This window comes from Micromonospora sp. LZ34, from assembly GCF_052981855.1.
The window spans coordinates 146,534-166,784 of sequence record NZ_JBRIQN010000014.1; the positions used below are offsets into that span (position 1 = coordinate 146,534).

The following is a 20,251-nucleotide window of genomic DNA, read 5'->3' on the forward strand; positions in this document are numbered from 1 at the left end:
CACGAAGCTACGGAGATCCGCGCCAGGTCGAATCAGTCGTCGTGACGGTAGGTTGCTGACCGTGTTGCACGGACGCGCGCGGGAACAGGCCGCGATCGACCGTCTCCTGGCGGAGGCCCGGGCCGGTCGCAGCGGCGCCCTGGTCATCCGAGGCCCGGCCGGGATCGGCAAGTCGGCGCTGCTGGACCAGGCCGCGGAGCGAGCCGCGGGCATGCGGGTGGTTCGTGGAGTCGGTATCGAGTCCGAGGCCACGTTGCCCTTCGCCGCGCTCCACCTGCTTCTCCGCCCCGGGATCGACCGGATCCACGCGCTGCCCGACGCGCAGGCCGCCGCGCTCAACGGCGCCCTGGGGCTGGGCGACATCGTCCCGGAGAGCCGGTTCCTGGTCGGCTTGGCGACGTTGAGCCTCCTCTCCGAGCTGGCGGGCGAGGGCGGGCTGCTCTGCCTCATCGACGACGCACAGTGGTTCGACCAGGCGTCCCTGGACGCGCTGGTGTTCGCCGCCCGCCGGCTCGAAGCGGACGGCGTCGTCATGATCTTCGCGGGACGCGACGGCTTCGCGCCCGCCGGGCTGCCCGAGCTCCGGCTGGGCGGCCTGGACGGTACGGCCGCCGCGGCTCTGCTCCCCGCCGACCTGCCACCGCAGGTACGGGAGCGCCTCATCGCAGAGTCGGACGGCAACCCCCTCGCGCTGCTCGAACTGCCCGCCGCGCTCAGCGCCGAACAGCGGGCGGGCCGACTGTCACCGGTGGGCGCCATGCCCGTCGCGGATCGGGTCCAGGAGGCGTTCCAGGCACAGATCGCCGCGCTTCCCGAGCCCGCGCAGGCCGCGTTGCTGATCGCGGCGGCGGACGGCTCCGGTGAGCTGGAGACGCTGGTCGCCGCAGGTGCCGCCCTGCCTGGTCTGGAGGCGGCCGAGCGGCGCCGGTTGATCGAGATCAGGGGAACGACGGTCGCTTTCCGCCATCCCCTGATCAGGGCGGCCGCCTACCAGAGCGCGCCGGTCAGCCAACGCCTCGCCGTGCATCGGGCCCTTGCCGACGCCCTCACCCACTCGGCGGCCGCGGACGCGGCCGACCGGAGGACCTGGCACCTGGCCGCCGCGGCGCTCGGTCCCGACGAGGACGTCGCACAGGCGTTGGAGGAGACGGCGGAACGGGCACGGACCCGTGGCGGTCACGCCGCGATCGCGGCGGCCTACGAGCGGGCCGCCGAGCTCACCGCCGATCCGGTACACCGATCCGGGCGGCTGGCCGCCGCCGCGCTGGCCGCCAGTGACGCCGGCCTGATGGGCCGGGCCGCCGCGCTCGCCGACAGCGCCACGCCCGAGGTGGACGATCCCGACATGGTCACCGCGCTGACCCAGGTACGCGCCCATCGCGAGTTCGAGCTGGGCACACCGCTCGCCGCGGGCCGGATCATCATGGACAACGTCCCCCGGGTGGCCGCCCGCTCCGCCGAGCAGGCCACCTGGCTGCTGGTGGAGGCCATCCGCTGCGCCTGGTACGCCGGTGACCCGGGGTTGGCGGAGCAGGCCGGCGCGGCCCTGCGCGCGCTCCCGGTGGTCGGCTCGCCCCTGGTCAGCGGAGCGCTCGGGTTGGCCCGCCTGTTGACCGGTGACACCGCCGGTGGGATCCGGCTCATGGGCGAGGCGGTGACCGCGCCGGCCCTCGCCGGGCTGGGAGTGCCGGGACGGACCTTCGCCGCCGATCTCTGTCTTCCGCTCGGCCGGGCCGACCTCGCCGAGGAGATCACCGCATCCGTCGTGACGGAGTGCCAGCAGAGCGGGATGATCGGCTGGCTCGCCTTCGCGCTGCAGGACCATGGGCTCGTGCAGGGATGGCTCTGCCGGTACGGCGAGGCCAGGGCGAGCTTGAACGCGGGGCTGCGGCTGGCCATGGATCTGGGTCACGAGCACCGGGTCAGCCACCTCACGTGCTCGCTCGCCTGGCTTCTCGCACACCAGGGGGAGCCGGAGGAGTGTCGGGCGAAGGCGGAACAGGGCGTGGCGCGAGCCGACGAGCGAGGGCTGGCGCCGGCGGCGGCCGTCGGGCGGTGGGCGCTCGGCCTGCTGGAACTCGGGCTGGGCCGGCCGGACGCGGCGCTGCGGGAGCTGGCGGCCATCCCGCTCGCGGGCATCGCCGCCCTCTCCGCCGCGGACCAGGTCGAGGCAGCCGTCCGTGCCGGCCGGCCGGAGCGGGCCAGGGAGCCGCTCGCCCGCTACCTGGACTGGGCGGGGCACGTCCGGCAGCCGTCGTCGGACGCGATCGCCCTGCGCTGCCGCGCCCTCGTCGAGGAGGACGAGGCGCACTTCGTGCACGCGGTACGCCTGCACGAGCAAAGTGACCAGCCGTACGAGCAGGCGAGGACGCAGCTCGCCTACGGCGAGTGGCTGCGGCGGGCGCGGCGGCGGGCGGACGCCCGGGCCCAACTGCGCCGTGCGCTGGCGACATTCGACGAGCTCGGGTCGGAGCTGTGGGCCGAGCGGGCCCGGGTCGAGCTGCGCGCGACCGGGGACGTGCCGGCCGCGCCGCGCACGGCCGGCGACCCGCTCAGCGTGCTCACCCCCCAGGAACGCCAGGTCGTGCGGCTGGCGGCCGAGGGCGCCACCAATCGCGACATCGCCGCCCAGCTCTTCCTCAGCCCACGGACCGTCGGCTACCACCTCTACAAGGCGTTTCCCAAGCTGGGTATCACCTCCCGAGCCCAACTGGCCGCCATCGCCCGGTCGTCGTCGGTGCCCGGCTGACCGGTGTCCCCCGGCGCGTTCGGTTGGGACACCGTCCGGTTGGCTGCCGGCCGATTCGCCCCCGATCCGCATTGTCGACGACACGGCCAGGGCACTCGCGCTGTCCGCACCGATCGAGGCCGGTAGAGTCGCGGTATGGCGATCCGTCCGGGCGTCATCGCCGCCGTGGCCGCCGTCGTGCTGGCGGCGGGGTGCGACGCGCCGGATGACGCCACCCCGGACGGGACGACCACCCCTGGCGCCAGCGCGACGACCACCGCCCCGGGCGGCGGCGCGACGATCACCGCGGCGCCCGGCCGGGCCGGCCAGGGGGAGGTGCGGATCACCACTCAGCTCGGCGAGCAGTGCCCGCACATTCCGGCCACCCCCGACCCGCGCTGCGACCCAGAACCCCGATCCGGCACCGGCTTCGAGATCCGCTCCACGACCAGGGACTTCGTGGCGAGGGGACGCTCCGGCCCGGACGGTCGGGCCACCGTCCCGGTGGCGGCCGACACGTACCTCGTGCGGGGGGAGCCGATCGAGGGCTACCGGTTCACCCCGGAGCGGCGGGTGACGGTCGGCAGCGACGCCACGGTCGACGTCCCGCTGACCTACACCAACGGCATCCAGTAGGCGGGGAGCCGGCCGCGACGGCGGGCGGCCACGGGCACCGGCCCGCGGCGGCGACAGAATGCCCGCGTGAGTGACTTCATCATCTCGCTGATTCCGAACGACCCGCGCTGGCAGCCGGACACCGCGGCGGCGGCCGACGCGGCGGCCTTCGTTCGGCGCGCCTTCGCCGACCCCGACGGCATGCTGGAGGTGTCGGTGGAGTTCCACGATCAGATCACCGCGATCGACGCGGGCGAGAACCTGGAACGGATCGCGTGCCCCCGCTGCGGCGGCGACGTGCCGCTCGACTGGTACGGCGACCTCCTGGAGGAGGCGGAGGGCGCCTTCGACAGCCTGGACACCGTCGTTCCCTGCTGCGGCGCTGTGATCGGCCTCGACACCCTGCGGTACCACTGGCCGTGCGGGTTCGCGCGCTTCGAGATCGCCGTGCTCAACCCGACCCGTGCCCACTACGAGTTCACGCCGGCGGAACAGCAGGTGGTGGCGGAACTGCTCGGCCACCCGGTCCGCCAGGTCGTCGCCCACCTCTGACCTCGTCAGCGGGCGGTCGGTTGATGGCCGACGGGCGTAGGAAACAAGCACCCGGGGTACGGGGGACGGATGCAGGACGTGGGGGATCTCATCGGCGGCCGTTATCGCCTGACCGATCGGATCGCCGCCGGCGGCATGGGCGAGGTGTGGCGCGCTGTCGACGAGACACTGAACCGGACCGTGGCCGTCAAGGTGCTGCACACCCGGTTCGTGGTGGAGCCGAGCGCCGGTGAGCGTTTCCGGCGGGAGGCACGGGCCATGGCCGCGTTGCGGCATCCCGGTGTCGCGGAGGTCTACGACTACGGCGAGGTGTCGCAGCCCGGCCCGTCCGGTCTGGCCTACATCGTGATGGCCTACGTGCAGGGTCAGCCCTTGTCGGCGCGGATCGCGGAGACTGGTCGGCTGAGCACCACCGAGACGATGTCCATCGTCGCGCAGACCGCCCGCGCGTTGCAGGCCGCGCACGATGTCGGCCTGGTTCATCGGGACGTGAAGCCCGGCAACCTGATCATCGAGCCGGACGGGCACGTCGTCCTCGTCGACTTCGGTATCGCGCTCTCCTCGGAGGCGACCGAGTTGACGGCGGCGAACCAGGTGGTGGGCACGGCCCTCTACATGGCGCCGGAGCAGCTGTCCCGAACGGGAGTCACGTCAGCCGTGGACGTCTACGCGCTGGGTGCCGTGGCGTACCACTGCCTCGCCGGCCGTCCGCCGTACCCCGGTGACAATCCCGTCGCCGTGGCGGTGCGCCGCCTCGACGAGGAACCGCCCCCGCAGCCTGACGACGTCCCGGCGGCGGCCCGCGACCTGGTCGCCACCGCGATGGCCAGGAATCCTGATCACCGCTTCCCGACCGCCGCGGCCATGGCCGCCGCCGCGGACGCCGTCGCCGGCTCGTCCGCCGCGGGAACGGCCGTCGCGCCCGTGGCGGTGGCTCCGGCCGCACCGCGAGCCACCGCTCCGGCAGCTCAGGCGGCACCCGCCGCCGCCGGCCCGCCCGGCCGGGGCCGGCGACGTGCGCTCGCCGCTGCCGTGCTCGTGTTCCTGGCCACCGCGGCAGCCGCCGTGGTGCTCGCTGACGGAACCGGCTGGGCGCCCGGCCCCGCCGATGTGCCATCGCCCTCCGTCGGCCGGTCACAGCCGGATTCCGTCGGTGGCGATCCGGCGTACACTCCGGGCGGATCCCGGACCGGGGCGCCTGACCCGGACGTCACCACGCCCGGTACCCGAGCCTCCGAACCCGTGCCCGCGGGCTCCGCACGGCCGAGCACCACCGGCCCCGGTGCCCCCCGCGCCACGACGTCGGGCACCCCCGACGAGTCCAGCGGGTCGACGGCCGAACCCACGGTGGAGCCGACCGACGAACCACCTACCCGGTCCGCCCCACCGTTACCGCAGGCAACCAACTGACCTGTCGCTACCCCGCCCGACGGTCGCCCCGTCGCACCGTCCCAGCAGTGACCCCTCCGCCTCGCAGTCCGATCGGCATCAGCGATGATCATGTACGGTTGGTGACCGTCGGGGTGCGGTTTGCCGAGCGGAGCCCGTCCTCATCGGCGTCGATCGGCCTCGCCCCCGCCCGCGCACCTGTCACGGCCTTCGGCCGGGCCCGGACCCGCGCCCGTGCGAGCGTTGGCTAATGCCCGGCCGCTGACAGACAGCGCCGGGGGCGGCTCGACAGGAGGGATCGGCTCGGATGATCGCGGTGTTGGCGCTGGTCCTCGGCGGCCTGGTCGTGGTCATGGTCGCCAACGCGGTCGCCCACCGCAGCGGCCTGCCGGCGTCGGTGCTGCTGGTCCTCGCCGGCATCGGCTACGGCTACCTGCCCGGTCCGAACCTGACCCTCGATCCCGAGGTCGTGCTCTACCTGGTCATCCCGCCGCTGCTCTACGCCGCCGCGTTGCAGTCGAGCCTGACCGCGCTGCGCAACAACGCCCGTACCGTGGTCGGCCTGTCGGTGGTGCTGGTGCTGATCACCGCGCTCGCCGTGGGGCTCGGGCTCAGCGCGGCCGTGGCCGCCGTTCCGTTGAGCGTCGCCATCGCGGTGGGCGCGGCGGTCTCGCCGCCGGACCCGGTGGCGGCGCTGTCGATCGGCCGGCGCGCCGGGCTGCCTCCTCGCCTGATCACGCTGGTCGAGGGGGAGGGGCTGCTCAACGACGCGACCGCCCTGACGATCCTGCAGGTCGCCCTGGCGGCGGCGGTCGGCGGGGCGTTCTCCTTCGGCCACGCCGTCGGTGAGTTCCTGGTCGTGGCGGCCGGCGGGCTGGCCGTCGGCATGATCATGGCCGCGGTCATCGCTCAGATCCGGAAAAGGGTCGCCGAACCGCTGATCGACAGCGCCCTGTCCCTGGGCACCCCGTTCGCCACCTACCTGGTGGCCGAGAAGCTGCACGTCTCCGGGGTCCTCGCCGTGGTCGTGGCCGGTCTGTGGATCGGCCACCGCAGCGCATCGCTGCAGTCCAGCCGGGCGCGCCTGCAGACCCGCGCGGTCTGGCACCTGGTGGAGTTCCTGCTCGAGGGCTACGTGTTCGTGCTCATCGGCCAGCAGTTGCCCGCCGTCCTGCGCGGCCTGCGCGCGTACGACGTCAGCACGGTGGTCACGGCGGCGGCCGTCACGGTCGGCGCGGTGCTGCTGGTCCGCCCGTTGTGGCTGCTGGTCGCGGCGCACCTGCCGGCGAAGATGCACGCCCGGCTCGGTGGCGATCCGCGGCCGGACAACCCGCCGCTGTCGGGGCGGGAACTGCTCGCACTGAGCTGGGCCGGGACCCGCGGCGTGATCACCCTGGCGGCGGCGTTCACGCTGCCCGCCGGCACCCCCGCCCGGGACCTGCTGCTGTTCTGCGCGTACCTGGTGGTGCTGGTCACCCTGATCGGCCAGGGGCTGACCTTCGCCCCGCTGCTGCGGCGGCTGCGGCTGCCGGGCACGGACGTCAGCCGGGCGCTGACCCGCAACCAGGCCCGTGCCGCCGCGGTGGAGGCCGCCCTGCAGCGGCTGGCGGCGCTCGCCGAGGCCGACCCCGCCGTCCGGGAGGCCGTCGTGCCGCTGCGCCGGGCCGCCGAGGCCCGCCACCAGCGCTACCTCGACCGGGTCGAGCTGCTGTCCGCGGTGGAGGACCAGGTGCTGCCGACCGACGAGCGGTACCTGGCGGCGCTGCACGCCCGGCGGGAGATGATCGCGGCCGAGCGGGAGGAACTGCTCGCCTGGCGGGACGCGGGCCGCCTCGCCGACGCCGACATGCGGATCCTGGAACGGGAGCTGGACCACGCGGAGAGCGTCCTGCCGCCGCTACCCCCGGCGTGAGTGCGGGGGATTCACCTCCACGCAGCAGGCACCCGGGCGCGGCGCCAGCCGGGCCTCGACGTCGGCCGCGCCGAGCCCGTCGAGCAGCCCGGTGAGGAAGGCGTGGTTCAGGCCGCAGACCAGGGCGGTGTGCCGGGCGGCCAGGGCGTAGAACGGGCAGTTGTGCAGCAGCACCCGGCGCTGCGCGTCGGCCCGCGGCTCGAATCCGAGGCCGTCCAGCGCCGACAGGAGCCCGCATCCGTCCGCGGCCAGGCCGGCGCCGATCTCGCGGCCGCGCTGCCCGGCCAGGCGGTGCGCGGCGTCGTCGGCGTGGCCCGGATCCTCGGCCACCGCGTCGGCCAGGATCTCGGCGATCAGTTCGTAGCGGCGTTCCGGGATGGTGACCGCGAGACCGTCGCCGGCCGGCTCGTACACCTTGGGGCTGCGGCCCCGGCCGCGGGGCTGCTCGGGCGGAGCCTGGTAGCGGGCGCGCAGTAGGCCGGCGTCGACGAGCTTGTCGAGGTGGAACGCGGCGAGGCCGCGGGTGATCCCGGTGGCGTCGGCGGCCTCCTCGCGGGTGACCGGGTGGTCCTGGTGACGGACGTGGTCGTACAGCGCCCGCCGGGACGGGTCGGCGAGCGCGGCCACGGCTGTCCACCGGTCCGGCACGTCACGAGATTATCACCAGCGTCCGCTATTGAAATTCTGCCGCGCCGGGTCCAGCATGAATAACGACAACGCTGGTTGGTGAAAACAGATGGGTGGTCGACATGGACCTGATGGCCAGAGCGTCCACGACCGACGGTCCGTCCTCCGCCGAGGAGGAGGCCGGGGTCGGCGGCCCGCTGCAGGTGCTGCGGCGCCGGCCCGGCCGGGACCTGGCCGCCGCCGAGCAGGCCGCCGCCGCGTTCCTGGCGGCACTCGGCGTGGACCTCGACGCCGACGGGCTGGCCGACACGCCGGGCCGGATGGCCCGCGCCTACGCCGACCTGCTCACCCCGCGCGAGTTCCGGCTGACCACGTTCGACAACGACGAGGGCTACGACGAACTCGTCGTCGCCCGGGCCATCCCGATCCACTCGGTGTGCGAACACCACTTCCTGCCGTTCATCGGCGTCGCCCACGTCGGCTACCTGCCCGGCGAGCGGATCCTCGGGCTGTCCAAGCTCGCCCGGGTGGTGGAACTCTTCGCCCACGGCCCGCAGGTGCAGGAGCGGCTGACCAAGCAGATCGGCGACTGGCTCACCGCCCACCTGCGTCCGAAGGGCGTCGGGGTGGTCGTCGAGGCGGAGCACCTGTGCATGACCCTGCGCGGGGTGCAGGCGGTCGGCGCCACCACCATCACCTCCACGCTGCTCGGCACGCTGCGCGACGACTCGCGCTCGCGCGCCGAGTTCTTCACCCTCACCGGAGTTGGCGCGCGCGCCTGACCACTAGGAGACACCGTGACCGAGCAACGCCCGTTCGTGATCGTCGGGGCCGGCCTGGCCGGGGCCAGAGCCGCGCAGACCCTGCGCGAGGAGGGGTTCGACGGCGAACTCGTCCTGCTCGGCGCGGAAGCGGAGCGCCCGTACGAGCGGCCGGCGCTCTCCAAGGGCCTGCTGCTGGGCACCAGCGAGCGGGACAGCGTCTACGTGCACGACGCCGGCTGGTACCAGGCCCACGACGTCGACCTGCGGACCGGCGCCCGGGTCACCAGCCTCGACCGGCAGTCCCGGCAGGCCACCACGGCGGACGGGGAGCGCTTCCGGTACGACCGGCTGCTGCTGGCGACCGGGGCGCGGGCCCGGACCCTGCCGGTCCCGGGCGCGGACCTCGACGGTGTGCTGCGGCTGCGTACCCTCGCCGACAGCGACCGGATCTCCGACGCCCTCGTCGACGGGGCGGACGTGGTCGTCGTCGGCGCCGGTTGGATCGGCCTGGAGGTGGCGGCCGCGGCGCGTAGCCGGGGCGCCAGCGTCACCGTCGTGGAGGTCGCCGACCTGCCCCTGCAGCGGGTGCTCGGCGACCGGCTCGCCACCGTCTTCGCCGACCTGCACCGCGCCCACGGGGTGAGCTTCCGCTTCGGCGCCCAGGTCCAGGAGTTCCAGGGGACCGGCCAGGTCAGCGGCGTCCTGCTGGCCGACGGCACGGTCCTGCCCGCCGACCTCGTCGTCGTCGGGGTCGGCGTTCAGCCCGACACCGACCTCGCCGAGCAGGCCGGCCTCGCCGTCGACGACGGCGTCCTCGTCGACCACACCCTGCAGACCAGCGACCCGCACGTCTGGGCCGCCGGCGACCTGGCCAACGCCCAGCACCCGCTGCTGGGCACCCGGGTGCGGGTCGAGCACTGGGCGAACGCGCTGCACTCCGGGCCGGCCGCCGCCCGCGGCATGCTCGGCCGCCCGGTCAGCTACGACCGGCTGCCCTACTTCTACACCGACCAGTACGAGCTGGGCATGGAGTACACCGGGCACGCCCCGCCCGGCTCGTACGACCGGGTCGTCGTCCGTGGCGACCTGGCCGGCGGTGCGTTCATCGCGTTCTGGACCCTGCGGGGGCGGGTGCTGGCGGGAATGAACGTCAACGTCTGGGACGTGACCGACCCGATCAAGGAGCTGATCCGCTCCCGCCAGCCGGTCGACCTCGACCGGCTGGCCGATGCCGACGTCGCCCTCGACGATCTGTTGAAGACTCGCTAATCTGCGCAGCCACCGGCCCGGTCACCCCTGGCTCCGGGCCGGTGCCGCGTCACCGGGCTTCGCAGATGCGACCGCTGAACGCCGGGTCGGCCTCCCTGCTGGCCGACCAGATCGGGTTGAGCCCCAGGGCGAGGGGCGGCGCCTGCCAGGCCGCGCCCAGCTGCTGGATGAGCTGGTACTCCGGCCGGATCTGCTGGACCGGCTCGTTGGCGAGGAACTCCGTCACCGCCCGCCGCACCAGCTCCTGGTCGAGCGGGAACGCGTGCAGTCCGGGCACCTCGACGGTGGGGATCCGGGAGTACTCGCCCGGTGGTGCCTCCACGGCGGAGACGGTCGGCAGGAAGGCGATCATCCGCACTCCGGCGACCGGGCAGAGCGTGCGGTTGCGGAAGAATGCCGCATCTGCGATCACGGACCGGACGAACGGCTCATCGGGGTCGCTGTCGATCTCCTTCGTGAGGTTGGACAGCCGCGCGATCTGGCGCAGTTCCCACCCCGCGACCAAGCCCCAGCCGGAGTAACCCTCGGGTGGGTAGTAGACCCGACCCGGGCGGCTCAGCGGGCTGAACATGAGGACCGCCTCCACCGGCGACTGCGGCCACCGTTCCAGGTACATCCGGGCCACCATGGCGCCCTCGCTCTCGCCGAGCAGCGCCACGGGACGGCCGGTCCGCTGTCGCAGGGCGTCGACGTGCTCGGAGAGCAGCGCGGCGCTGGAGCCTACCGATCGGTGCGTGTCCAGCGGTTGGTACGGCAGCGGGCGCTTTTGTTCATCGAGCCCTCGGTAGGAGAACCGCTCCACCCGGGGGTCCACCGCGGGCCGGCCGTCGTAGCTGGAGTCGTGCCCGGCGATGGCGATCACGGCGTACGGGACCCGCTCCGGCAGGCGCTCCGAGAGCACCGGAACGCGCCAGTCGCCCTGCCCGCCGGCCATGATCCCGAGCCCGGCCTCGGCGAACACCGCCGAGGCCATGATGACGACGATCGCCAGCGGCGCCACCGGCACCCGTCGCAGCCGCACCGGTGGGGGCAGCGCCGCGGCGGTGACGGTCCGCCGCCAGAGCAGCCCGTTCGCCACCCCGGCGACGGCGGCGACCGGGACGCCCCACCACAGCGGTACGACCGAGATGAGCGCACCGGCGACGGTGAGGACGACGAAGGTGAGCAGCGACCAGCCGAACAGGGCCGCCGAGGGCAGGCCCCGCCACCACTTGCCGACGACGCCGCCGCGCACCAGGAACGGCGCCAGCACGAGCATGGGCAGCAGCGACGCCAGCAGGTACCACGACAGCGCCACCGCCGAGTAGGCCACGGCGAGCGCGGCCCAGGGCGAGATGATCACCGTGGCGAGGGCCGCCACCTCGATGTTGCGCCGGATCAGCCAGCGGTACGACGGGCGTGGGGTGTGCGCGGGCCACGCCAGGCCGGTGAGTCCCGCCGAGAGCAGACCGCGGACCGCGGTCACGGCGAGCAGGCCGAGCAGGAACGCCGACCAGGAGTCGTGGTAGACCAGCAGCCACCGCAGGTCGTGGTAGGAGTCGTACGGCCAGACGGCGCTGGCCTGGGGCGCCAGCCCCCGGGCGGAGTAGAAGCTGAAGACGGCCAACACGGCGGCTTCCACCGCCGGCGGGACGGCGGCCAGCGTGAGCAGCGCGACGGTTCTCCGGCGCGGCGGAGCCCCGGCGGCTCCTTCTGACTCGTCATGGCGCACGTCAAGCAGCTCCTACCGGCAACCGGTCTCGCGTCGCGGGATCCCGCGCGGGGCTGCTTACCCCGGTTACCGGCCTTCTTGCTGCGCCATCTGCCAGATCTGCCCAGGTGGCTGCCGTGGCACGGCCGCCCGGGTCAGCCGGTCACGCCGTGCAGGACCATCGAGACGGTCTGGCCGACGAAGGCGTCGTCGACGGGCCGCCCCCGGAAGACCGCGCGGAACCAGATCGCTCCGGCGAGCGCGTCCATGATCGTCATGGGGTCCGCATCGGCGGCCAGTTCACCCCGGCGGACGGCCCGCTCGAAGATCGGGCGCTCCCGGGTCAGCCGGTCGGCGAAGAACCGCTGCGTGCTCGCCGCCAGCTCGGCCCGGTGGGCGGAGGCGGCGAGCGCGGCGACGGCCACGTCGGCCGCGGGCGGCGTGGTGAGGAGCGCGACGATGCCGCCCGCCACCACCTCCAGGTCGCCCCGCAGGCTTCCGGTGTCCGGGGTGGGCAGGTCGAGCATCGGCGCTTCGACGAGCGCATCGGCCAGCAGCGCGGCCTTGGACGGCCACCACCGGTAGATCGTCGTCTTGTTCACGCCGGCGCGCTCGGCCACCGCCTCGATGGTGAGGCGGTCGTAGCCCTTCTCGGCCAGGAGGGTCAGCGTGCTCTCGAAGATCTCCTGCTGTCTGCGGGGTGCCACACCGAGGAGGATAGCAACGCAACGGTGCGTTGTGTTCTACTAAAACACAACGCACCGTTGCGTTGCGATCGAGGGAGAACGCATGACCCTGCCCGTCGTCCTCGTCCACGGCATCCGCGTCAGCCGCACCATGTGGGACCCGGTCGTCACCGCACTCGACCGGCCCGCGCTCGCGGTCGACCTGCCCGGCCACGGCACGCGCCGCGGCGACGCGTTCACCCTGGCCGCCGCGACCCAGACCGTCGCCGCGGCCGTCGACCGCGTCGGCGGGCGGGCGCTGCTCGCCGGCCTGTCACTCGGCGGCTACGTCGGCATCACCGCCGCCGCCCGCTTCCCCGACCGGGTGGCGGGGCTGGTCGCGATGGGCTGCACCTCGCGGTCGACGCACCTCGCCCGGCTCTACCGTACGGCCGCCGCCCTCGCCGCCCGCTTTCCCGAGCAGGCCAACCGGTTCAGCGCGTACGCGTTCCGCCGCGCCCTGCCCCGGCCGGCGGCGGACGCCGTGGTCGCGGGCGGCTTCTCCTGCGAGGCGCTGCCGGCGGTCGTCGCGGCGCTCACCGCGCATAACCACCTCGCCGCCCTGGCCGCCTACCCCGGCCCGGTCTGGCTCGTCAACGGCGACCGTGACCCGTTCCGCGGCGACGAACGAGCGTTCCTCGACGCCTGCCGCGACGGCCACCTGATCCGGCTGCCCCGCACCGGCCACGTGACCACCCTGGCCGACCCGGTCCGGCTCGCGAGGCTGCTCGACGACGCGGCGTCCCAGGTCGAGCAGCGCCGTCCCGCCCAGTGCTGAGTCCGACCCGGCCCGCCCGTTCTCCCGTTCGCCGTACATGCCGCCACCTCCTCGACCACAGTGGTGGCGTGGTCGAGGAGGCGGCATGACCGGATTGCGGACCGACCTGTACGAGCTGCGGATGGCGGCCAGCTACCTGCGCCGCGGCATGGTCGAACCCGCCACGTTCAGCCTGTTCGCCCGCCGCCTGCCCCCGCGGCGCGGCTTCCTGGTGGCCGCCGGCCTGGCCGAGGCGCTGGCCTTCCTGGAGGGCTTCGCGTTCGACGACGACGACCTCGGCTACCTGCGCGACGTCGGCGGATTCGACCAGCAGACCCTGGCCGCGCTGGCCGGGATCCGGTTCACCGGCGACGTCTGGGCGGTACCCGAGGGGCGGGTGGTCTTCGCCGACGAACCGCTGCTGGAGGTCACCGCGCCGCTCGCCGAGGCGCAGCTGGTGGAGACCGGCCTGCTGAACCTGATCACCTTCCAGACCACGATCGCCACCAAGGCCGCCCGCTGCCGGCTCGCCGCCGGCGGCGCCCAGTTGATCGACTTCGCGTTCCGGCGTACGCACGGAATCGACGCCGGCGCGGGGGTGGCCCGCGCGTCGGCCATCGCCGGCTTCGCCGCGACCAGCCACGTCGAGGCCGCCAAGCGCTACGGACTCAAGCCCTCCGGCACGATGGCCCACTCGTACGTCGAGGCGTTCCCCGACGAGCGGGCCGCGTTCCGGGCGTTCGCCACAGACTTCCCCACGAACCCGATCTTCCTTGTCGACACCTACGACACCCCGGCCGGAGTGCGGGCCGCCGTCGACGTCATCGCCGAACTCGGCCTGACCGGACCGCTCGGCGTCCGGCTGGACTCCGGCGACCTGGCCGCGCTGGCCGGGCAGACCCGCGCGATCCTCGACGGCGCCGGGCTCACCCGGGCGCAGATCGTGGCCAGCGGCAGCCTCGATGAGGACCTCATCGCCGCGCTGGTCGCCACCGGCGCGCCGATCGACGCGTACGGTGTCGGCACCCGGATGGGCGTCTCCTACGACGCGCCGTCGCTGGACAGCGCGTACAAGCTGGTCGCCGTCGGCGACCGGCCGGTGCTCAAGCTCTCCCCGGGCAAGGCCACCCTGCCCAGCCCCAAGCAGGTCTTCCGCGATCCCACCGGCGACACCGGCGACGTCGTCGGGCTGCGCGACGAGCCGCCGCCGGGCAACCGTGAGCCGCTGCTCGTCCCGGTGATGCGCGACGGCCGCCGCCTCTACCCGGCCGACCCGGCCGGCGAGGTACGCGCGGCCCGCGGCCGGTTCGACGCGGACCTCGCCTGGCTGCCGGAGGCGGCGCGGCGGCTGGCGGACCCGACGCCGCTCACCGCCTCGGTCAGCCCCGCGCTCACCGCGCTGCACGACCGGGTGGCCGGGCAGTTCGGCCGCGGTGGCCGGTACTGACGGTCGGCCCGACCACGGCCCCGCTGGTGCCGACCTGACCGGGGAGCGCCTAGGCTCGGTGGATGGCGAGGTACTACGACGTGCACCCGGACAACCCGCAGCCCCGGGCCCTGCGGCAGGTCGTCGACCTGATCCGGGACGGCGGGCTGGTCGCCTACCCCACGGACTCCTGCTACGCGTTGGGGTGCCAGCTCGGCAACCGTGACGGGCTGGACCGGATTCGGGCGATCCGGCACCTGGACGAGCGGCACCACTTCACCCTGGTGTGCCGGGACTTCGCCCAGCTCGGCCAGTTCGTCAAGGTCAGCAACGCGGTCTTCCGGCTGGTGAAGGCGTCCACCCCGGGCAGCTACACCTTCATCCTGCCGGCCACCCGGGAGGTGCCGCGGCGGCTGCTGCACCCGAAGAAGCGCACCGTCGGCGTGCGGGTGCCCGACCATACGGTGGCCCAGGCGCTGCTGGCCGAGCTCGGTGAGCCGTTGCTGTCGAGCACCCTGGTCCTGCCCGGCGAGGACGAGCCGATGACCCAGGGCTGGGAGATCAAGGAACGGCTCGACCATCTCCTCGACGCCGTGATCGACGCCGGCGACTGCGGGAAGGAGCCGACGACCGTGGTCGACCTGTCGCAATCCGAGCCGGAGATCCTGCGCCGGGGCGCCGGCGACCCGTCCCGCTTCGAGTGACGGCGAGCGCGTCACCGCGGCCGGCGCCTGGGATGTCGAGCGTCGCTACGGCCCGATGGGCGTCGGGCTCGACGACGAACCCGGGTCCGGGGCCCGGACCGGGCCGTCGCGCTCCGGCCGGCCGGACTCCTGCGAATGCCGGAACATCGCTTCGCCCTTGGCGAACCACGCCACACCGAAGGCGAGCACCGCGACCGCCTCGCACCAGAACAACGGCTTGAGCGTGTCCCGGGTGGACTCCGGAAGCGCGTTGCTCGCCACCGCGAGGGCGATGGCGGCGAGGATGATGCCGCCACAGGCGTGGTAGAGGCCGTTGCGGACCCGGGTTCGCGACTCACGGATGCGGGGATCGGCCCGGGGAAACAGGACGATGCAGAAGACCGCGAGGATCACGAACAGCGCGGCGGCCGAGATCTGGTGCACCCGCCCGACCGTGACGTCGGCGGACGTGATCGTGCCGCCCGGATCGTGCGTCGCTGCCGGGAACAGCGCGACCGCGATCGCCAGCACACCGGCGATCGTGCCGAGCAGGTCGTCGACCCTGCGCTGGCGGTAGGAAATGAGGAAGACACCGATCGCACACATGCTGCCGACGAAGACGTCCCGCATCTCGGTGTAGTAGAAGGCACTGATCGAGTGCAGCAGGGTCAGCGTGCCGGTGACCAGCGCGTGGCCGACGGTCAGCACGAACGGCAGCGCCATCCCGACCACCCCGATGCCGAGGCGCAGCCGGCGTACCGTCTGGGCGTCCTGCGGCGGCTTGACGGGCGAGGAGTCCATGGGTCCCTCCCGGGTGTGGTCGGGGTCGGCACCACCAGTTGAAGCCGCACGACGTTGCGTGTCAATGCGGCTGCGGCAGGTCAGCGGGCAACGGGCCAATCAACCCAAAGGCCTCCTGCCCCGGTCGGGCCGCCGATAGGCTGCGGACGAGCGGCGGGACCGCGAGTGCGGGCGCACGCGCCAACGGCCACGACTGGGACATGGAGGAGCGCACCCGTGACAGTCACCGTCCCTGACGTGATCTCCCGTTACTACCGGGCCAGCAACGGACGCGACGCCGGCGCGCTCGTCGCGTGCTTCACCGACAACGCCATCGTCGCCGACGAGAACCGGACCCACGAGGGCCCGGCGGCGATCCGGGCCTGGTACGAGCGGACCAAGACCGAGTACGACCACACGGCCGAGCCGGAGGCCGTGGCGGAGGAGGCCGGCGGCAACGTGGTGGTGACCGCCCTCGTCTCGGGTACCTTCCCGGGCAGCCCGGTCCGGCTGCGCCACCGCTTCACGCTGCGCGACGGTCTGATCGGCGCCCTGGACATCCGGCAGTAGCACCCTCGGCGGTTGCCTGGGCGGCGCCGCCGCTCAGCGCACGACACCGCGCTCACCGCTTGGCGGCGGAGCCCTTCGCCTGCTCGACCGGGTAGCGGCGGGCCGCCTCGTCGAGCTTGGCCAGGGCGGCCTCGACCAGGTCGATGTCGAGCACGTCGGCGAGGCGGGTCAGGTAGATCATCACGTCGCCGACCTCGGCCCGGACCCGGGCGCCGGCAGCCGGATCGGACATCACCTCGGCGGACTGCTCGGGAGTGAGCCACTGGAACTCGGCGAGCAGTTCACCGGCCTCACCGGCGAGCGCCATGGCCAGGTTCTTCGGCGTGTGGAACGGCTGCCAGTCGCGCTCCTCGGCGAAGGCCCGGACACGGTGGCGCAGAAGCGGGTGGCCGGAGCGTCCAGGCCCGGGTTCCGCGGGTTCGGCCGTCATGGTCGCCGAGGATACGTGCCCGGCCACCGGAGGCGGGCTGTCGGCCGGTCGAACTACTCTCCCCGCCATGACTTCGACCCCACCCGGTCGGCGCGGCGTCGACTCCGCGCTGGACCCCTCGGCCGAGACGATCCGCGACATGGCCGGCCAGGCCGTCGAGTGGGTCGCCGCCTACCACGACTCGCTGCACGACCTGCCCATCGCGCCGCGCACCACCGCCGCCGCGCTGAAGGAACTGCTCGCCGAGCCGCTGCCCGTCGAGGGCCGCGACTTCGCCGACCTGCTCGCGGTCTTCCGCGACGTGATCGTGCCCGGCAGCCGGCACAACGGGCATCCGCGCTTCTTCGGGTACGTCTCGGCGCCGGGCACGGCGGTCGCGTCGGTGGCGGACCTGCTCGCCTCGACGCTGAACGCGAACCTGCCCGCGTGGCGGTCGGCACCCGCTCCCACCGAGGTGGAGCACGTCACCATCGACTGGATCAAGGAGGCGCTCGGCTGCGACCCGAGCGCCGGCGGCCTCTTCACCAGCGGCGGTTCGATGGCCAACCTCACCGCGCTCGCCGCCGCCCGACACCGGCACTGCGGTGACGCGGTCGCCACCCGTGGCGCGAGCGCCCATCCCGCTCCGCTGCGCGTCTACACCTCCACCCAGGCCCACCACTCGATCCACAAGGCCGCCGCGCTGCTCGGCATCGGTCGCGCGAACGTCCGTGAGGTCGCGGTCGACGCCCGCTTCCGGATGGATGTCGACGACCTCGTCCGCGCCATCGAGCAGGACCGGGCCGCGGGCGCGGAACCGTTCTGCGTAGTCGCGAGCGCGGGCACGGTGGTCACCGGCGCGGTCGACCCGCTGCCGGAGATCGCGGCGATCGCGCGCCGGTACGGGCTGTGGCTGCACGTCGACGCGTGTTACGGCGGATTCGCCCGACTGGCCCCCTCCGCCCGCCCGCTCTTCGACGGCCTGGCGGAGGCTGACTCGATCGCGCTCGACCCGCACAAGTGGCTCTACCTGCCCGCCGACTGCGGCTGTCTCATCTACCGCGACCCCGCCGCGGCGCGCGCCGCCTTCCGCCTGGACGCCGACTACACCCGGGTCACGCAGACCGAGCCCGCCGAGGCGTTCGCGTTCTGGGACCACGGCCCGGAGCTCTCCCGGCGCTTTCGCGCGCTCAAGGTCTGGATGCTGCTGGCGCACGCCGGTTCCCGGGCGATCGGCGACGCGATCGAGGGCAACCTCGACTGTGCCCGCTACCTCGGGGAACTCGTCGAGGCCAGCGACGACTTCGAGCTGCTCGCCCCGGTCGGGCTCTCCATCTTCTGCTTCCGCTACCTGCCTCCGGCGGCCCGGACGGGGTCACGATCCGAAGCCGACGAGCAGAAGCTCGACCGCCTCAACGAGCGCATCATGGTGTCGCTGCAACAGGCCGGCAGTTCGTACCTGTCGAACGCGACCGTCGACGGCCGCTTCGCGCTGCGCGGCTGCGTGCTCAACTACCGCACCACCCGCCGCGACATGGAGATCCTGCTCGACGACGTCCGCCGCGCCGCTGAGGGGTCGGGCGGCGAGTAGGCGAAGACGGCCGTCCTGCCGGGCGGGGAGACTTCAGAGCTGGTGGCGGACCCAGACGTTGGGCTCGACGTACACGGCGTGGTCGTGCGTCACGTCGCAGTGCACGGGCACCAGGGCGCCCGGCACGTGCACCGGCCCGCTGGTGTCGAACGGCAGGCCGGTCCAGCGGCGCCAGTCGGCGAGCGTCCCGCTGATCATCATCGACCGGGGCGCGACGCGTTCGATGCGCCCGCCCGCGCGCACGTGCACCCGCAGCCACGGGTCGACCGGCAGGCCGTCCTCCCGCACCTGTGCCGCGTACTCGGTCATCGGCAGGTCGGGCCGGGTGTGCTTGCCGTTGGGCCGCACCGGCGCGACCAGCGTGTCGTAGCCCAGTTTCGCCACGGTCTGCCGCATGGCGCCGAGCATCAGCGCGGACAGACCGGCGCCGCGCCGGTCGGGGCGGATGCAGATCTCCAGCGCCGAGACGATGTTGGGGGTGGCGCCGGCCAGGCGGTTGATGGCGGCCCGCTGGATCACCCGGTCCCAGCCGCCGTCGGGCAGTTCCGGCTCCGTCCAGCGCAGCGGCACGGCGTACGCCTTGGCGACGGCCCGGCCGGGCTCGGCGGGGTCGACGGCGGCGAACACGAACCCCGGGTACAGGTCGTGGGCGACGCCGTAGTACACCGGGCCCATCGGATCCCAGAGCATGAACGGCGGCCACGCCCCCTCGAAGTCCTCGTCGAGCAGCGGTGCCAGGTCCGGGCGGTCCGCCAGGGTCGCGATCTCCAAAGCCACGGCCGAACCGTAGAGCGCCGGGCCGGCACGCGCACGTCAATTACCCGGTGCGGTCGGCGCGCGGCAGCTCCACTCAGCCTCGCCGCCAGCCCCAGCGGCGTGACCTGGTCCCACCGGTGGCCCGCTCGCGGGACAGCATCTCGGTGGCGACGCGCAGCTTCAGGGCGGGGTCCCCAAATAGTCCGCATCCGCGCCGCGAACACAGGTGCTTCCCTTCGGGTATCAAGGGCGGTTGATACGCTTCGCGCCCATGGAGAAGCGCTACGCGGCAGTGGCCCTGTCCCTGTCCCTTGCGGCACTTCTCACCGCGTGTACCAGCAGTGCGACGCATGAAGAGCAGATGGAGTACCTGCGCACGATGGCTCAGCGCGGGGCCGAACTGCATGCCGTGAAGAAGAGCCAGGGATCCGCTGGCGACCGGGAAGAGTGCGATGCCGCCTACGAGCATCTCTACGATGGACCCCACGGCCACGACGCGCCCCACGTCGAGAACGACGAAGAAAGAGCCGACTTGCTGAAAGAAGGCGAGGGGTTGTTCATCGAGAGCTGCGTGAACGGCACGCCGTCGCCGGTATCGGCGCAGTGAGCCCGCCAGCTCTTCCGCCCTACCGGCATCCCCGGGCGACTACGTAGGCAACCCGTCGGCTGACGATGGTGCCCGACAGGTGGGTGGTCCGCATCCAAGGGCTACCAATCCTCCAGCCCAGGAATGCTGGCCGGTCTCCGACTGACCGACGAGGAGATCCGCCGCAACAAGCGGGTCTGCACCCCGTTCGGCGGGTCGAGGGGCGAACGGGATGACAGCGGCCGGGGGAGTTAAACGATCAACTTCCAAGGGATCGGGCGGTCGGGGTCGTGAGGCGGCCGCCGGACGGAAGCCCGCCGAAGGCAAAGACCAGGCAGCTACGGGGGCTCTTCGAAGTTGAGCGGGGTTACGTGGTTGGAGCCGACCCGAGCGTGAAGGGCTCGCAGCTCATCGGTGATCAT

The 20,251-nt window shown here is 73.4% G+C and carries 19 protein-coding genes; 13 read left to right on the forward strand and 6 right to left on the reverse strand.

Annotated features, from left to right (window positions below):
• Positions 1-61: 61 nt before the first annotated feature.
• The 5 genes from ACVCAH_RS17480 (at position 62) to ACVCAH_RS17500 (ending at position 7,196) form a co-directional block, all read left to right on the forward strand.
• Positions 62-2,749, forward strand: coding sequence for an AAA family ATPase (locus ACVCAH_RS17480; RefSeq protein ID WP_447137208.1), 2,688 nt, complete (start codon positions 62-64; stop codon positions 2,747-2,749).
• Between the two features lie 135 nt (positions 2,750-2,884).
• A complete protein-coding gene (locus tag ACVCAH_RS17485; protein ID WP_447137209.1) occupies positions 2,885-3,364 on the forward strand; it encodes a hypothetical protein in 480 nt (159 codons plus the stop codon).
• Positions 3,365-3,430: 66 nt separating this feature from the next.
• On the forward strand, positions 3,431-3,895 hold the full coding sequence (locus ACVCAH_RS17490; protein WP_447137210.1) for a hypothetical protein: 465 nt from the start codon (positions 3,431-3,433) through the stop codon (positions 3,893-3,895).
• A 78-nt stretch (positions 3,896-3,973) separates the two neighbouring features.
• Entirely contained in the window at positions 3,974-5,305 is a 1,332-nt protein-coding gene (locus ACVCAH_RS17495; RefSeq protein WP_447137211.1) for a protein kinase domain-containing protein, read from the forward strand.
• Between the two features lie 286 nt (positions 5,306-5,591).
• On the forward strand, positions 5,592-7,196 hold the full coding sequence (locus ACVCAH_RS17500; protein ID WP_447137212.1) for a Na+/H+ antiporter: 1,605 nt from the start codon (positions 5,592-5,594) through the stop codon (positions 7,194-7,196).
• On the opposite strand, the gene ACVCAH_RS17505 is transcribed toward ACVCAH_RS17500, so the two are convergent.
• Positions 7,182-7,844 (reverse strand): helix-turn-helix transcriptional regulator, encoded by a 663-nt coding sequence (locus ACVCAH_RS17505; protein WP_447137213.1) that lies wholly within the window; start codon positions 7,842-7,844, stop codon positions 7,182-7,184. The genes ACVCAH_RS17500 and ACVCAH_RS17505 overlap by 15 nt on opposite strands.
• A gap of 101 nt (positions 7,845-7,945) precedes the next feature.
• Between ACVCAH_RS17505 and folE the strand changes: the two genes are divergently transcribed.
• Together folE and ACVCAH_RS17515 are read left to right on the forward strand one after the other, a co-directional pair.
• Positions 7,946-8,605, forward strand: a complete 660-nt coding sequence (gene folE, locus ACVCAH_RS17510; RefSeq protein ID WP_447137214.1) for a GTP cyclohydrolase I FolE — start codon at positions 7,946-7,948, stop codon at positions 8,603-8,605.
• 15 nt (positions 8,606-8,620) lie between these two features.
• Positions 8,621-9,856, forward strand: coding sequence for an NAD(P)/FAD-dependent oxidoreductase (locus ACVCAH_RS17515; RefSeq protein WP_447137215.1), 1,236 nt, complete (start codon positions 8,621-8,623; stop codon positions 9,854-9,856).
• Between the two features lie 49 nt (positions 9,857-9,905).
• Here the strand turns inward: ACVCAH_RS17515 and ACVCAH_RS17520 are convergent, their stop codons facing one another.
• Together ACVCAH_RS17520 and ACVCAH_RS17525 are read right to left on the reverse strand one after the other, a co-directional pair.
• Positions 9,906-11,567: a hypothetical protein gene (locus ACVCAH_RS17520; RefSeq protein WP_447137216.1), complete on the reverse strand. Its 1,662-nt coding sequence runs from the start codon at positions 11,565-11,567 to the stop codon at positions 9,906-9,908.
• Between the two features lie 134 nt (positions 11,568-11,701).
• A complete protein-coding gene (locus ACVCAH_RS17525; RefSeq protein ID WP_447137217.1) occupies positions 11,702-12,253 on the reverse strand; it encodes a TetR/AcrR family transcriptional regulator in 552 nt (183 codons plus the stop codon).
• Between the two features lie 82 nt (positions 12,254-12,335).
• Between ACVCAH_RS17525 and ACVCAH_RS17530 the strand changes: the two genes are divergently transcribed.
• The 3 genes from ACVCAH_RS17530 (at position 12,336) to ACVCAH_RS17540 (ending at position 15,158) form a co-directional block, all read left to right on the forward strand.
• Positions 12,336-13,049, forward strand: a complete 714-nt coding sequence (locus tag ACVCAH_RS17530) for an alpha/beta fold hydrolase (RefSeq protein ID WP_447137218.1) — start codon at positions 12,336-12,338, stop codon at positions 13,047-13,049.
• 85 nt (positions 13,050-13,134) lie between these two features.
• Positions 13,135-14,475, forward strand: coding sequence for a nicotinate phosphoribosyltransferase (locus tag ACVCAH_RS17535; RefSeq protein ID WP_447137219.1), 1,341 nt, complete (start codon positions 13,135-13,137; stop codon positions 14,473-14,475).
• A gap of 62 nt (positions 14,476-14,537) precedes the next feature.
• Positions 14,538-15,158, forward strand: coding sequence for an L-threonylcarbamoyladenylate synthase (locus ACVCAH_RS17540; RefSeq protein WP_447137220.1), 621 nt, complete (start codon positions 14,538-14,540; stop codon positions 15,156-15,158).
• 45 nt (positions 15,159-15,203) lie between these two features.
• On the opposite strand, the gene ACVCAH_RS17545 is transcribed toward ACVCAH_RS17540, so the two are convergent.
• A complete protein-coding gene (locus tag ACVCAH_RS17545) occupies positions 15,204-15,938 on the reverse strand; it encodes a hypothetical protein (protein ID WP_447137221.1) in 735 nt (244 codons plus the stop codon).
• A gap of 216 nt (positions 15,939-16,154) precedes the next feature.
• On the opposite strand from ACVCAH_RS17545, the gene ACVCAH_RS17550 reads away from it, so the two are divergent.
• Entirely contained in the window at positions 16,155-16,487 is a 333-nt protein-coding gene (locus tag ACVCAH_RS17550; RefSeq protein WP_447137222.1) for a nuclear transport factor 2 family protein, read from the forward strand.
• A 52-nt stretch (positions 16,488-16,539) separates the two neighbouring features.
• On the opposite strand, the gene ACVCAH_RS17555 is transcribed toward ACVCAH_RS17550, so the two are convergent.
• Complete coding sequence (locus tag ACVCAH_RS17555) at positions 16,540-16,917, reverse strand: nucleotide pyrophosphohydrolase (RefSeq protein ID WP_447137223.1); 378 nt, start codon at positions 16,915-16,917, stop codon at positions 16,540-16,542.
• Between the two features lie 67 nt (positions 16,918-16,984).
• Here ACVCAH_RS17555 and ACVCAH_RS17560 point away from each other — a divergent pair, with 67 nt between their 5' ends.
• Entirely contained in the window at positions 16,985-18,487 is a 1,503-nt protein-coding gene (locus ACVCAH_RS17560; protein WP_447137224.1) for a pyridoxal phosphate-dependent decarboxylase family protein, read from the forward strand.
• Positions 18,488-18,520: 33 nt separating this feature from the next.
• Here the strand turns inward: ACVCAH_RS17560 and ACVCAH_RS17565 are convergent, their stop codons facing one another.
• Positions 18,521-19,264 carry an N-acetyltransferase gene (locus ACVCAH_RS17565; protein WP_447137225.1) on the reverse strand — a complete coding sequence of 248 codons (744 nt, stop codon included), beginning with the start codon at positions 19,262-19,264 and terminating at the stop codon, positions 18,521-18,523.
• Between the two features lie 250 nt (positions 19,265-19,514).
• Here ACVCAH_RS17565 and ACVCAH_RS17570 point away from each other — a divergent pair, with 250 nt between their 5' ends.
• A complete protein-coding gene (locus ACVCAH_RS17570) occupies positions 19,515-19,850 on the forward strand; it encodes a hypothetical protein (protein WP_447137226.1) in 336 nt (111 codons plus the stop codon).
• Positions 19,851-20,251: the final 401 nt, after the last annotated feature.

What these genes read in the sequence shown, in the direction of transcription:
- ACVCAH_RS17485 (WP_447137209.1), top strand. Translation starts at nt 2,885, where the DNA reads ATGGCGATCCGTCCGGGCGTCATCGCCGCCGTGGCCGCCGTCGTGCTG.
- ACVCAH_RS17500 (WP_447137212.1), top strand. Translation starts at nt 5,592, where the DNA reads ATGATCGCGGTGTTGGCGCTGGTCCTCGGCGGCCTGGTCGTGGTCATG.
- folE (WP_447137214.1), top strand. Translation starts at nt 7,946, where the DNA reads ATGGACCTGATGGCCAGAGCGTCCACGACCGACGGTCCGTCCTCCGCC.
- ACVCAH_RS17530 (WP_447137218.1), top strand. Translation starts at nt 12,336, where the DNA reads ATGACCCTGCCCGTCGTCCTCGTCCACGGCATCCGCGTCAGCCGCACC.
- ACVCAH_RS17535 (WP_447137219.1), top strand. Translation starts at nt 13,135, where the DNA reads ATGACCGGATTGCGGACCGACCTGTACGAGCTGCGGATGGCGGCCAGC.
- ACVCAH_RS17540 (WP_447137220.1), top strand. Translation starts at nt 14,538, where the DNA reads ATGGCGAGGTACTACGACGTGCACCCGGACAACCCGCAGCCCCGGGCC.
- ACVCAH_RS17545 (WP_447137221.1), bottom strand. Translation starts at nt 15,938, where the DNA reads ATGGACTCCTCGCCCGTCAAGCCGCCGCAGGACGCCCAGACGGTACGC.
- ACVCAH_RS17555 (WP_447137223.1), bottom strand. Translation starts at nt 16,917, where the DNA reads ATGACGGCCGAACCCGCGGAACCCGGGCCTGGACGCTCCGGCCACCCG.
- ACVCAH_RS17560 (WP_447137224.1), top strand. Translation starts at nt 16,985, where the DNA reads ATGACTTCGACCCCACCCGGTCGGCGCGGCGTCGACTCCGCGCTGGAC.
- ACVCAH_RS17570 (WP_447137226.1), top strand. Translation starts at nt 19,515, where the DNA reads ATGGAGAAGCGCTACGCGGCAGTGGCCCTGTCCCTGTCCCTTGCGGCA.